The organism is Paraburkholderia sp. UYCP14C, assembly GCF_004197395.1.
Lineage (GTDB): Bacteria > Pseudomonadota > Gammaproteobacteria > Burkholderiales > Burkholderiaceae > Paraburkholderia.
Genome location: NZ_SELS01000002.1, coordinates 129,802 through 142,482, shown reverse-complemented (window position 1 = coordinate 142,482; position 12,681 = coordinate 129,802). Strand labels below are relative to the sequence as shown.

Below are 12,681 nucleotides of genomic sequence, written 5' to 3'. Positions count from 1 at the left end.
TCATGAACCAACCGAATAACACCATCACCGTGCAGACGTCCAGCGGCGAGCGTACCGTCACGCTGCACACATTCCCGGCAATGACCGGCTTCGAGTTGAACCGCCGTTACCGTGTCGATTACAAGCAGGCCAGCAACAGCGCTGAGCGGACCGGCTACGCGCTCGACGTACTCGCCCACGCTGAAGTCAACGGGCAGCGGCTCGACACAGAGAAAGCGATCAACGCCGCGCTCGAATCGTGGAAGAACGTCGAAAGCGTTTTCTATGCGGTGCTTGCCTTCAACGAAGTTGACCTTGAGCTCAGGGAAGAGAAAGCGGCCTTCTTCGAACACGCTGGCAAGGAACTCGCCACAACGTTCGTTTCAGAGGCGGCGCTGCTGATCGTGCCGCTGCTCCAAACGATGGACCAACACGCAGAACAAGGAGCATAACGTCATGTCAGAACTCGACAAATTCACACTCCAATATTCTGTAGACCTATCCGATTCCATCTCGCGGCTCGAAAAGCTTCACAAGCAGATGGATAAGGTGGAGGAAGGCGGGAAGAAGACCGCAAAGGGGCTGACCGGCGAGTTGAAAGGCGCGCTCGACGGTCTCGCAAATTCGTTCGGCGGTCTCGAAGGCCCGATGGCGCGCGTTATCACACGCTTCGGCGCGTTGGGCGGCGCGGCGAGCGTTGCAGGCGCGGCAGTGTTGGCGACCCTCGCGATTGCGGCCAAGGGCGTAAAGGACATGAACGCTATGTCCGACCTGTCCAACAAGACCGGCATCGGTACGCTGAGCCTCGAAAACATCCAACGTAACATGGCGGCGAATTCAAATGGCCGCGTTACTCGCGAGATGACGCAAGACACGATGGCGAAGTTTGGCGACGTGTGGAAGCGCGCGTATGCCGACCCGATGGGCAAGGAGCGCTTCGCGTTCGCCACGATGGGCATCGACCCGACCAAGACCGGCCCCAACGCAGCGTTTGGGCAGGCGGCTGAGTGGATGAAAAACAATCAGGGACGCGCGCAGGGAATCGGTCAGCAGTTCGGCTTCGATTACAAAGTGACGGACGCGATGGTCAAGGGCGGCGCGAACATCACATCGATGGCAATGTCGCCCGACCAAATCAAGGACCACGTGCAGGCGCAGGAAGCCGCCGACCGTGTGAACAAATTCGTCGGTGATCTGAGCGAGTCGCTGAGCGAGTTCAAGTTTGAAGCCGCCGATCACGTCATCAACGCGCTGCAAACGATTGGTCACTGGTTCAATAAGGCGGCTGAACTACAAGGCAGGAGCGCGATGCTGGAGGCAGGCATCGACCCGGATGCGCCGCCGCCCAAGAAAACGCCGGAACAGACGAAGCAGGACCAGCAGAAGAAGGAAGAAGAAAAGAAGGCGCAGAGCGCGGCACAGAAGCAGGTCGATGCAGCGGACGCCGCAGCGCTCGCCAACGCCCAGCAAAAAGCGCAGTGGGAGCAAATCCTTGCGCTGTTCGGCGCGAGCGTGGACAAGTTCTCGTCTGCGGTCAATATCCAGCAGGCGTGGGCGGCGTGGGCTGGCGAAATCGGGGCAGCGGGCGGCTTGCCGGGATCGAGCGGTGCAGCGCCCTTAAGCGGCGGCGGAACGGGCAATTGGACATCGGACAAGTACGCCGGATTCATCAAGGCGTCAGCGGCCAAGTACAACCTCGACCCCCAGCTGATCCACGCCATCATGATGACCGAATCGCATGGCGATACGAACGCAGTCAGCCCGACCGGCGCAGGCGGCTTGATGCAGATCACACGCGGCAATCAGAAAGCGTACGGCCTGAAGGACTACCGCGACCCGGCGACGAACATCGACACCGGCGCACGCATCTATGCGGAGTTCCTGAAGCGGAACAACGGCAATCAGGACGCGGCACTACGCGGATATAACGGCAATAGCGATCCAAACTATGTCGCGAAAGTTCGCGCCGCATACGGCGGCATCGGTGAGAGCCGCGCCAAAATGAATAATCGTTCGGTTCAGCAGACACTCGCAGACTATTTGGGCGTGCCGCTGTCGCAGATTCAGCGCGGCGGCGTAACGCGCGGTGACGCAGGCTGGGCGGCTCGTCAGACTGAGGTCGGCCTAGTCAACGGGATCAACGCGACCAAGTACAAGCTACAGGCGCTGGATGAGGCATCGAAGTCACCGGCCACGAAGGAACTGGCAGCGAGCTACAACATTCAGCGTGGTCAGCTGCAAGCGGAACTCCGCGACCGTACGCGCGCGCTCGACCTGATGAACAAATACGCGGAAGGTGTGGTGGCGCAACAGGCACCCGGCGACCGTGTTCGCACAGCGGCAGAACTCCCGGCAGTCACCATAAACATTAACGGCGCGAGCGATCCGAAAGCGGTTGCGGATGAGGTGAACAGACAGCTTCATCGCACGATGAATGACCTGCTGGTCAGTTACTCCACCGGCACGAAGGGGTAACGTCATGGCGATGAAGACGAAGGAGTTCACATCGTTCGGTGTCGGCTATCGGATCAAGCAAATGTCGGCAGCAGCGGCGTTTGCTGTCTTCGTTGCGCGAGATGCGGACCCGCACCCCTTGGAAGCGTTGGCCGGGATGGAGGCGTTCGATTCTGAACGGGGCTTTGTCCCGCTTAACGATGAGATGTCCGTGAACACTCTGGTACGAGATACTCGAACCATCGTTAAGCCGCGCCTTGTTCTTAACGGTCTTATCAAAGTCGCGTTCGATTTCAACTGCGGCTTCTTGAAGGGTCGCAAGCGCATTCGGGTTCCGTCTTATCTGCGATCTGACTCAGAGCCGCAGGAGTTGGACGGCGAAGACCCGGTGCTGAGCGCGCTGGTAGCAGAGGACAAAGCGACGCTGCGCGAGTTGGAAGAGTATTACAGCCTTGAAGACGCGTTCCGCATCTATGACATTTACTTCAGGGACCGGTTGGAGCGAGCGAAAGCGCAGCACGCGGCAATGAAGGAAGCAAAGAGCAAACGCTGATTTTTTTAACACGCAGTCACTTAGGACTACGTTTCAAACTAGGAGTATCAAAGATGGCAACCATCGTTCGTCACGAAAAACTTCCCGCCAATCAACGCCGCGCCGGTGTTGACGCCGTCACGCCCAGCGTTCGCGGGCGGCAAGGCGTGATCCCTTCCACCATCGGCATCGCCGCACAGAAACGATTCGCGCGGCTTGCTCAGGTCGCAAAGGTCACGACCGACGCACTCAAAACGCTCAACACAATCCGCGACTCGGAAGAGGCGGAACAAAACCCCGAACTCGCAGCGCTCGTGAACGACCCTAAGTTCATGGCCGTGATCGGTCGCGTGGTCGCGAAGATCGGGCGCGAGGTGGACGAGATCACGGGCAGCGGCGAGAAGCCCTTGACTTCCTCATCGCTCAGCAACCACCGTATGTCGCAGGAAGAGCGTGTCCACCGGATTCAAGCTCTGGCCAATGGGCAGGACACAGCCCGCCCGATCCTCGGCGCTGAAGACCTCGCGCGCGTGGAAGCGGCTCGCGCCAAACTCGCACGACTTCGCATTGCTGAGGCCATCGGCGATGCGGGTGACATCGTTCGCGCTCGATTCGGTATGGACGAACGTCCTGCGACGGATGAAGACCTGATGAAGCTGGGCCGACCGGCTGAGTGGAAATTTAAGCCGCGCGGCTAATCCCCAGCCTCTACAGCCGCGCTGATCGATTCAAACGGCGCGGCTCTCCATGAAATTAATTCAGGTTTACTAATCATTATGAAAGTCTCCAGACAATCTGCCGAAAAACTCCTGTTCGCTAATCTCTACCGCGCGTTGTGCTTCGAGAAGAGCGCAGCGCGTGTCAAGCCCGACTTCGAAGAAACGAAGCTTGTAAGCACGACGCTCCGTGACGATGTTGGCCGCATGCGTCTTTTCTCAGGCACGTTCGTCACGCCCGATGGAACGGCAATCATGCCTTTCGCCTTGAGCTTCAGCGGACGCGGCGACATGGACACGAGCTTGGGGCAGTTGGCCACTTATGGCTATGTCAAGCATCAGCGCTCTCACATCCTTGGTTTCCTAGCGATCATTTCATTCCTCATCGAAACAGGGGAGATTAATGTACGCCTTGAGCGGCTTACCTCGCGTTTCACGAATAAGGGCAAATACGACAACCGGGTGGAGTTCGTAGCGGAGTGGCCAGAGTTCCGCGCGGCGTCCTTGAAGCTGCTGTCGTATGACACCGAGCAGGAATTCAAGCGCACCGAACTGGTGGCCGCCTGAATGGAGCCGCAACAGACAAACGATGTTCGCGACCTTCTGTTCGCCGCGTGGGGCGCGTTCCGGGTCATGGCCTTGATCGAACCTTGCGTAACAGCCGCGCGGCGACTGTGGGCGCGCTTAGTGAAGAACTGGAGAGAGAAATGAAAGTTACGTTGCCCATCACCCGGAACAAATTGATCCTCGCTTACGCGGACATCGCGCGCAGCATTGACGCGACCGAAGCCGACAAGCGCGATGCACGGAACATGATCCTGCTGCTGATCGGCGCGGGTTCGTACTTCTACGATCAGCACGGCGACCGCATCGTGTCGATTGAAGAAGCGATCCACGAGAAGACCCGCGAGCTAGGGAGCGATCACCCGGACGTCATCAACATGCGGATCGCGCGAGACCATCAGTACATGATCGAAGAGATTCTTGGGGAGCGCGAAAGCTATGTCCTTCAATAGCGCCATGAAAATTCTGCTTGAACAGCAGCAGGCGGCTGAACGCGAGGCTGAGCGTTTGGAGAAGGAGAAACGCAAGAAGGAGTTCGCCGCTGCGGTAGCGAAAGTGGATGCAATGTTCGGTAAGCAGATGCCGACTCTGCCGCGCCGACTCCAGAAGCTCGGATGCCGCTGAGACCTCACCAAGAGTGACCTTTCGTCACCGCAGCATCACCTGAGTACCGAACCAAGGCCGCGCGTCTCGAAAGGGCGCAGCGGCCTTTTTCTTCGGTCCGCGCTCCTTTCCGTACACACCTAGACACCCGCTTGTCGCGGCGCGCGACCATCGGCCCGCGTCCAAAGTGTTCGCGCGGCTCGATTTGACACCAATTTACTTGCCGTGAACCGTAGAGGACACCGCGAGACAAGAAAATCCCCGAAGTCAAATTTCGGGGATATGAGATGGCAACGAAGCGGGTCAGGGGCGAAGTCGGAATCTATCGGATCACCAGCCCAAACGACAGAATTTACATAGGGCAGTCGGTTAACATGAGCCAGCGTTTGCGCGGCCACAAGAACAAGATGGAACAAGGAAGGCACCAGAACGCGATACTGAATCACTCAGCGGCAAAGTACGGAACTTCAGGGTTCAAATTTGAGCCGATATTCTGCGTGTTCGATGAGGACGATCTGGACGGATTCGAGCAGCAGTTCATGGACGGAACGCCGCGCGAGGTTCTGATGAATCTAGTGGCCGTGGAGCCAGTCCAGAGACGGATCAACTACACGAGCGACGCGAAGAACTACACGCTGAGCGTTGCCAAGGTCGATGCTCTCCAGCCGAAGGAGAAGCCTTACAAAGTTGCGGATGGCTGCGGCCTATTTCTGAGGGTAAGCGCCAGCGGCTCTAAAACGTGGTGCTATGGGTACAACTTCGAAGGCAAGCGCAAAGAAGTTACCTTTGGACAGTATCCATATGTCGGGGTTGAGGAAGCACGAGAAAAGCACCTGGCCGCGTGGCGGCTGATCGCGGAAGGCGTCTGCCCGGCTGAGGCGAAGAAAAATGAGAAGGCGCTGCTCAAGAGGTAAATTCCAGACTCCAATGAGAAACGGGGATTGTTGCGGGGAATCACCGCTCTAAATCCACGGAACCCCATACCGGCGCGGCTTTGCCCACGCTAAAGAGGTCCGATAGTGGAGCTTCTAATCAGCGCGCGACGCATCGCAAGCTTGTCAATTCGGCTGGTCGGGGAACGTCGCGTCGATGCGCTCGCCACCGGCGCATTGCCGGGCGCTTTCGCGGCGGAAAGATCGAGGCTGCAGTAGCGCGCATCCGAAACGCGGCAGCCGACCACGATCGACCACAACCGCGACGGCGTGCCGCGTGCAGACGGCCGCGGGCACCCTCGAACGACAGATGCGGCGCGAGCGAGCGCAGATACCTGAAGCCGTGCGTGATCAGGCTGTTGACTTCGAGCCTCCTCCAGTTGATGCGCGCGCCGGCTTGCGCGTTGTGCGGGCGGACCGCGTTGCTCGTCGCATCGACAGACGCGGTACCGAATACGCTGCGTGAGCCACTCGGCAGCGACCGATAGGAGAGCGAACCACTCAGCTTGTCGCTGATAGCCGCGCGTTGCACATATGAGGGCGGGTGAGAATTGTCGGCAGGATTGCCGAGGCAAATACGGTAGCGGCGATATTGCTGGCGAGCCGGTTGCTGCCAATCAGCGCGCTCCCATGCGGCGCGAGATGGACCGTCACGGGCATCGCGGCGCCTTCGACGCCTCCGTGACGTCGTTGGCCACTTCGATCAATTGGCCGATCGTGATGTCCTTGACGACGGGGTGCGAATCGTTGCGCGACTTCGTCGGACGGCGTCGACGTCACGGCCCCGAACTGCACGGTTACGTGCATACCGCGGCGGACGTCTCGATCCGCGGCGGCGACTCGAGCAGATTGCCGCGTGGCGCCGCGCCGGTCAGGCGGCACTACGCTTGTGCCATGTTCCATGGGAGTCAACGCACAAGTGGCAAATTTTCGACGAAAAGCCCGAAACCCGCGAAAGTAAGTAATAATTCCCCGGTTTCTACTAAAACAAAATCTGTTCAACAGGTATCAAATGGACCGAAAGTCAAAGCTACGAGAGATTGCTCTGGCCGCATGCATCGTATTGGGGGCCCTTCGGGGCGCGGATGCACAGACTCTGCAGAACGGTGACGCAAGCAGCCCGGTCGCGTCACAGCCGGGTACGACGAGCGCGTTGCCCGACACGTCGCAGGCCGGCCAGACGGAGACCACTGCACTGACGCCGGATGAAACCCGGCAATCCGCCACCGGGAACGTGGCTGAATTGCAGCAGATGATTCACGGCTCGGATCTGAGCGAGTTGCGCACCACGTATAACGGCAGCTACGGCGCGAGCATGCTGTTCTACGGCAAGGAGATGACCTACTACGTCGCGCTGTTCCAGCAGAAAAACTTCTGGCGCGTAATCAAGACGCAGGACGCCGCGCGCGCCGAGCTGATCTACAAGGACTTCGCGCGGCAGACGATGCAGTTGTCGGGAGTCGAGATTCGCCGTACGCAACTCGAAGCGCAGAAGGCGTTCACGCAGCGCATGATCGCGTTGTCGCAAGAGCGCGCCGGCCGGCTCCAGGCCGACCTCGATATCGCGCGTCAGCAGCAGAGCATCGTCGCGAGCCAGCAGGAGCAGAAGCGCGCCGAGGCGACCGAATTGGCACAGCAGAAGGCAGCCGCGCAGGATCAGTTGCGCGTCGCGCAGCGTCAGGTGCGCGATCTGCAGCGTCAGCTCGAAAGCGGCTTGCCGGTGCATTGAGCACGACGGTGTGAGCGTCGTAGAGGGGCGGGATGGCGCGTAAATCGATGCGCCATCCGGCTCGTTCGCGGGCGTTACGGTCGTTATGTTTGACGGGTGCTTTCTGCGCCCCGCCAACCGGCGCAACGCACTTTAGCCGCCGGGCGCTTCGGCACTTCCGCCGGGCATTTTCGCGAGCCAGCACGGCTCGTTGCCGCGCCGTTGCGCGTCGTCGTCGTGCGACGCAAGACGGCGTGACTTCAATGCCGCTTACGCATATCCGTCTGAGTTTTGCGCATCCGCTCGCGAGACGGCTCGGTCACGTCGACGGCGATCGGATCGCTGGCGGGAAAGCTTTCCATCAGCGCTTCGTCGAGCCGCGTATCGGCGGACGTCGGCGGCGTCCGGCGCGTTCGCGCAGGGCGGGAGGCATGCTGGCTTTTGCTGGTCATGGCTCGCTCCATCGATTCGAACTTCAATCATTCAGCATAGCCCATCGCAGCTGTCGGCGAACGTCGGCCGAATGGCGCACGCGTATCGTTTGAAACCGGCCCGCATCGATTCGTTCTCCGAGTGTCCCGGCCGCGCTTGAACCGAGCTTGAACCGCGCCCGGGCCGCGAACGACACCTCCACCGATCCATCACACAGCGAATCACATGAACGGGAAAAAGCCGGCGGGTACGCGACGCGTGCTTGCAGCCCACGTCGTGGAAGCCGAACTGGAACATCTCGATTGGGCGACGCGGCAACCTGCGCTGCACCTGTTCGACGCCGGCTACTGGCGGCGCCGCTTGCTGGCAGTCAAGGGGAGATTCGAGCTGACCGAGCGGCAGCTGATCCAACTGGAGAAAATTCTGCGGCGCCTCGATCCGTCCACGGAGTAGCGAGGCGCGGCCGTTACCGCTTCGTCGTATTTATTCGTGATTGCCGCCGGCGCTGCCGCCGCCGTGGTTGTTGCCACCATGATTGCCGCCTTCGCCGCCGGTGCCGAACAGACGCCGCCGCCGCGTGACGACCACCGGACCCTCGGAGTTGCCGCCGCGCTCGCCCGGCGCACGTTCTGCCGACGGCGCGCCATACGATTCACGCCCCTCGCGCGGCTCGCGATGTTCGCGCGAACCATGCGGACCGCGCGCGCCATGTTCGCCATGCGACGTTCGGCCGGCGCGCGGCGCCGGCCGCGTGCCGGTGTCGAGCTGGATCGTGGAGATCGCGCGCTTGTAGATGCCTTGCAGGCCAACCGGCGTGCGCAGCATCACCAGGTACTGATCGAACGACTCGATGCATCCGGTCAGGCGGATGCCGTTGACCAGATAGATCTCGACGCGCTTTCGTTCCTTGCGCGCAGCGTTCATGAAGTCGTTTTGCGGATGCGATTCTGCGGAAGCCATGGACAATTCAGGTTAGATAGACGGTGGTTCGCTGCGATTTTACCCTTTCTGCCCTATGCGGGGGCAGAACGCGTCGACGGGGCGAATTTTGTCCACTATAACGACTTGTGAGCACATAAGCATCCGATAACGCGGCACTGTAACGTTGAGTTACGAATCTGCTGGTCAATGGCGACTTCTTCCGGTCTCTCCAGGCATTGCCGGCAGGGTTGGCGGAAAAGGAAGAACATAGGGGCGTGTTGCGTACCGCGACGGCGTCGAAGTGCCGCAAAAGAAGCCCGTCGAAACACCGCAGCGAAAAGCGCCGCGACCGCGGTGGAATAAACCAGGCGATCGCGGCGTTAAGTCCAGTATGGCAGTACCGCATGACGCGGCCTGCCGCCCGCCGCGCCGGTCGATCGACCGCATGCCGGGCATCTGCCAGGAGGCTCACCATGAAAGCATCCCGTATTCTGTCAGCGCTCTTCGTCCTGCTCGCGCTCGCGTGCGGCTCCTTCGCGCACGCGGCCGATCCCGACAACGCCGCGTCGGGCTCGAGCAGCAACAGCAACAGCAGCGGCGGCGGCTACTAACGCCGCGACCGAGCCTGGCACACCGGGTGACATTCGAAGCGGAAGTGATCGCGTGGCTGCCCCAGCTGCGCCGCTATGCGCGCGCACTGACGGGTGACCGCGCCTGGGCCGACGATCTGGTGCAGGATACGGCGGAGCGTGCACTCGCGCGCTGGTCGGCGTTCCGGCCGAACAGCAACCTGCGCGCGTGGCTGCTGACGATCCTGCGGCATCTGTACATCGACCAGTTGCGCGGGCGCCGCGAAATCGCCGTCGACGAGGAAAGCGCGCCGTGGCGCAATCTCGAGGCGCCGCGCGGCGAGGTCGACGGTCTGATGCTGCGCGACGTGCAGCGCGCGCTGTACTGCCTGCCGCTCGAGCAGCGTGAGGTGCTGCTGCTGGTATGTGTCGAGGAGCTGACGTACCAGGAGGCGTCGAGCGCGCTGGGGGTGCCGATCGGTACGGTGATGTCGCGGCTGTCGCGGGCGCGCGAGCACATGCGCGCGTTGCTGGGCGAGGAGCCGCCGGGGCCGATGCACGGACCGCAGCCCGCTGCGCCGCGGGCGGCCCACAAGGTCGCGCCGCTGAAAGTGGTGAGAAACCGATAATGAACAACGACGATTTCGATTCTGGCTTGCCCGACGAGCTCGATCCGCGCGCGCTGTCGGCCTATGTCGATGGCGAATTGCCGGAAGAGCGGCGCGCCGCGATCGAAAGGCAGCTTCGCGAGCATCCGCAGGCCGCCGCGCGCGTCGCCGCGTGGCGCGCGCAGAAGGCGGCGCTGCGGGCGCTGTGCGGCGTGCCGGTCGGGGATGCGCGGCAAGCGCAAGCAGGGGAGTGGGACGATGAACAGCAAGCCGCCGAGCGCGTCGAGCGATCCTATGCAGGCAGCCAGTCCACGGATGCGGAGGAGCCCGCTTTCATCGTCGTACGGCGTACGCGGCCATGGTGGCAGCGCGTGGGTCTCGCCGCCTGCTGGCTCGCGGCCGGTGCCGGGCTCGCGCTGGCGCTCGGTCCGCTCGCGCCGCGGCTGACCGGCGCCGCGTGGAGCGGTTCCGGCGGCCAACCGGCCGGATTTGCGCAGCGCGCGGATATCGCATACGCGGTGTACTCGCCGGAGCGGCGTCATCCGGTCGAAGTCGCCGCGAGCGAAGAGGAGCATCTGATCTCGTGGCTGTCGAAGCGGCTGAACCGGCCGCTGTCGGTGCCGTCTCTGCAGGAGTATGGTTATTCGCTGGTGGGCGGCCGGCTGTTGCCGGGCGAGGCCGGACCGGCCGCGCAGTTCATGTACGAGAACCAGGCCGGTGCGCGCCTGACGCTGTACGTGACCGGCGTCACGCGCGACGAAACCATGTTCCGCCTGTTTCGCGATGGCAATCGCCGCACCTTCTACTGGATCAGCGACGGCCTGGGTTACGCGCTGTCCGGCGCGATCGCGGAAGGCAAGTTGCGCGAGATCGCGATGGACGTGTGCAGCGCACTCGGTGGAAAGCCTGAGACGTGGCAGCAGTAGCAGGCGGTAGCGTGTCGTAAAGGCCGTCAGCGGCGACGCGTGAATTGCTGCCTGCGCGGGCCGCACGCGCCACCCGCAGCCGCCCGTCCGCAGCCGTCCGCAGCCGGTTGCCCGATGCCGGTCGCCCGCAGCCGGTCGCCCGACAAGGAGACGCCTTGCCCCAGACGCTGCCGCCCAACCTGTCCGCCGCACAGTTCGACCGCGCACTCGCCGGCTGGCGCGCGATCGTCGGTGACGCGCATGTGCTGAGTTCCGCCGCCGGCCTCGCCGCCTATGTCGATCCGTTCGCGCCTGGCGAGCGAGCCGCGTTTGCCGCCAGCGCCGCGCTGCTGCCCGCGTCGGTCGATGAAATCCGCGCGGTGCTGCGCGTCGCCAATCAATACCGGATTCCGCTGTGGACCGTGTCGACCGGGCGCAACTTCGCGTACGGCGGCGCCGCGCCGCGTCTGACCGGCTCGGTCGTGCTCGACTTGCAGCGCATGAACCGCATTCTCGAAGTCGACGAAACCCTCGCCTATGCGCTCGTCGAACCCGGCGTCAGCTACTTCGATCTGTACGCGCATCTGCGCGACAAAGGCTACAAGCTGTGGGTCGATCCACCGGCCGCCGGCTGGGGCAGCGTGGTCGGCAACACGCTCGAGCGCGGCTTCGGCTATACCGACTACGGCGACCACGCGGCCGCGCAATGCGGCATGGAGGTGGTGCTCGCCAACGGCGACGTGCTGCGCACCGGCATGGGCGGCATCGAGATCGGCACTGCGTGGCAGTTGTATCAGCCGGGCTACGGACCGTCGTTCGATGCGATGTTCATGCAGTCGAACTACGGCATCGTCACGAAGCTCGGTGTGTGGCTGATGCCCGCGCCGCCCGCGTACCTGCTCGGCGAAATCCAGTTTCGACGCGAGGCCGATCTGGAGGCGATCGTCGAGACGCTGCGGCCGCTGCGGCTCGACGGCACGATCCGTAATCACGCGGTGATCGAGGGCGGCTTGCGGCGCGCGGCGAGCCTGTCGCCACGCCGACAGTGGTACGACGGCACGGGCGCGATGCCCGAGAGCGCGGTGCAGGCGATGCTCGACAAACTCGGCGTCGGGCGCTGGAACCTGCATTTCGCGCTGTACGGCACGCCCGAGTTGATCGACGCGCGCTACGCGTTGATCGAGCGCGCATTCGCGCGGGTGCCCGAGGCGCGGCTCGCGGCGGCGCGTTATGCGGGCGATGCGCAGCCGACCGGCGGCGGCGACCGCAACATGGCCGGCATTCCCGCCATGACCGCGTTTCGCATGCTCGACTGGCGCGGCGGCGCGGGCGCGCACGTCGACTTCGCGCCGATCTGTCCGGCGACGGGGCGCGACGCGATGCGCCAGTACACGATGGTGAAAGCGCGCGCCGCGGAATACGGCTTCGATTACTACGGCGGCTTCACGGCGGGTGCGCGGCATCTGCATCACATTTTCGCGGCGATCTTCGATCGTGACGACGCGAACCAGGTGGAGCAGGCCGGCGCGCTGCTGCGCTCGCTGATGAGCGATGCGCGCGCGGCCGGCTACGGCGAATATCGCGCGCATCTCGCGTACATGGATTTCGCGGCCGCGCAATACAGCTTCAACGACGGCGCGTTGCTGCGCTTCGCGGAAACGCTGAAAGATACGCTCGACCCGAACGGCATTCTCGCGCCGGGCAAGCAGGGCATCTGGCCGGCGGCATGGCGCGACCGGCGAGGGTACACGTGAGCGA

The 12,681-nt window shown here is 62.7% G+C and carries 16 protein-coding genes; 14 read left to right on the top strand and 2 right to left on the bottom strand.

Translation table 11 applies throughout. The features are described 5' to 3' along the window. Positions 1-2: 2 nt before the first annotated feature. The 9 genes from EVC45_RS02415 to EVC45_RS02380 all read left to right on the top strand — a co-directional run bounded on the left by EVC45_RS02415 (position 3) and on the right by EVC45_RS02380 (position 7,509). The gene (locus tag EVC45_RS02415; protein WP_129956440.1) at positions 3-431 is read left to right on the top strand and encodes a hypothetical protein; all 429 of its coding nucleotides are present in this window, start codon (positions 3-5) and stop codon (positions 429-431) included. Positions 432-435: 4 nt separating this feature from the next. After that, positions 436-2,454, top strand: coding sequence for a lytic transglycosylase domain-containing protein (locus tag EVC45_RS02410; RefSeq protein WP_129956439.1), 2,019 nt, complete (start codon positions 436-438; stop codon positions 2,452-2,454). A 4-nt stretch (positions 2,455-2,458) separates the two neighbouring features. Further along, entirely contained in the window at positions 2,459-2,986 is a 528-nt protein-coding gene (locus tag EVC45_RS02405) for a hypothetical protein (RefSeq protein WP_129956438.1), read from the top strand. A 53-nt stretch (positions 2,987-3,039) separates the two neighbouring features. Beyond that, complete coding sequence (locus EVC45_RS02400) at positions 3,040-3,663, top strand: hypothetical protein (RefSeq protein ID WP_129956437.1); 624 nt, start codon at positions 3,040-3,042, stop codon at positions 3,661-3,663. A 78-nt stretch (positions 3,664-3,741) separates the two neighbouring features. After that, positions 3,742-4,248: a hypothetical protein gene (locus tag EVC45_RS02395; RefSeq protein ID WP_129956436.1), complete on the top strand. Its 507-nt coding sequence runs from the start codon at positions 3,742-3,744 to the stop codon at positions 4,246-4,248. Positions 4,249-4,388: 140 nt separating this feature from the next. Further along, positions 4,389-4,697 (top strand): hypothetical protein, encoded by a 309-nt coding sequence (locus EVC45_RS02390; RefSeq protein WP_129956435.1) that lies wholly within the window; start codon positions 4,389-4,391, stop codon positions 4,695-4,697. Positions 4,698-4,701: 4 nt separating this feature from the next. Further along, positions 4,702-4,869, top strand: a complete 168-nt coding sequence (locus EVC45_RS45465; protein ID WP_168991385.1) for a hypothetical protein — start codon at positions 4,702-4,704, stop codon at positions 4,867-4,869. 266 nt (positions 4,870-5,135) lie between these two features. Next, positions 5,136-5,762: an integrase arm-type DNA-binding domain-containing protein gene (locus EVC45_RS02385; RefSeq protein WP_129956434.1), complete on the top strand. Its 627-nt coding sequence runs from the start codon at positions 5,136-5,138 to the stop codon at positions 5,760-5,762. A 1,030-nt stretch (positions 5,763-6,792) separates the two neighbouring features. Next, complete coding sequence (locus EVC45_RS02380; RefSeq protein ID WP_129956433.1) at positions 6,793-7,509, top strand: DUF2968 domain-containing protein; 717 nt, start codon at positions 6,793-6,795, stop codon at positions 7,507-7,509. A gap of 239 nt (positions 7,510-7,748) precedes the next feature. Here the strand turns inward: EVC45_RS02380 and EVC45_RS02375 are convergent, their stop codons facing one another. Then, positions 7,749-7,940: a hypothetical protein gene (locus tag EVC45_RS02375; RefSeq protein ID WP_129956432.1), complete on the bottom strand. Its 192-nt coding sequence runs from the start codon at positions 7,938-7,940 to the stop codon at positions 7,749-7,751. 205 nt (positions 7,941-8,145) lie between these two features. On the opposite strand from EVC45_RS02375, the gene EVC45_RS02370 reads away from it, so the two are divergent. Beyond that, positions 8,146-8,373 carry a hypothetical protein gene (locus EVC45_RS02370; protein ID WP_129956431.1) on the top strand — a complete coding sequence of 76 codons (228 nt, stop codon included), beginning with the start codon at positions 8,146-8,148 and terminating at the stop codon, positions 8,371-8,373. Positions 8,374-8,403: 30 nt separating this feature from the next. Here the strand turns inward: EVC45_RS02370 and hfq are convergent, their stop codons facing one another. Next, on the bottom strand, positions 8,404-8,880 hold the full coding sequence (gene hfq / locus EVC45_RS02365; RefSeq protein ID WP_129956430.1) for an RNA chaperone Hfq: 477 nt from the start codon (positions 8,878-8,880) through the stop codon (positions 8,404-8,406). 434 nt (positions 8,881-9,314) lie between these two features. On the opposite strand from hfq, the gene EVC45_RS45460 reads away from it, so the two are divergent. The 4 genes from EVC45_RS45460 to EVC45_RS02350 all read left to right on the top strand — a co-directional run bounded on the left by EVC45_RS45460 (position 9,315) and on the right by EVC45_RS02350 (position 12,677). Continuing rightward, positions 9,315-9,452, top strand: coding sequence for a hypothetical protein (locus tag EVC45_RS45460; protein ID WP_168991384.1), 138 nt, complete (start codon positions 9,315-9,317; stop codon positions 9,450-9,452). A gap of 26 nt (positions 9,453-9,478) precedes the next feature. After that, positions 9,479-10,039 (top strand): RNA polymerase sigma factor, encoded by a 561-nt coding sequence (locus tag EVC45_RS02360; protein ID WP_129956429.1) that lies wholly within the window; start codon positions 9,479-9,481, stop codon positions 10,037-10,039. Continuing rightward, complete coding sequence (locus tag EVC45_RS02355; protein ID WP_129956428.1) at positions 10,039-10,944, top strand: anti-sigma factor; 906 nt, start codon at positions 10,039-10,041, stop codon at positions 10,942-10,944. The genes EVC45_RS02360 and EVC45_RS02355 overlap by 1 nt, the downstream gene beginning before the upstream one ends. A 155-nt stretch (positions 10,945-11,099) precedes the next feature. Continuing rightward, positions 11,100-12,677 carry an FAD-binding protein gene (locus EVC45_RS02350; protein WP_129956427.1) on the top strand — a complete coding sequence of 526 codons (1,578 nt, stop codon included), beginning with the start codon at positions 11,100-11,102 and terminating at the stop codon, positions 12,675-12,677. Positions 12,678-12,681 lie beyond the last annotated feature (4 nt).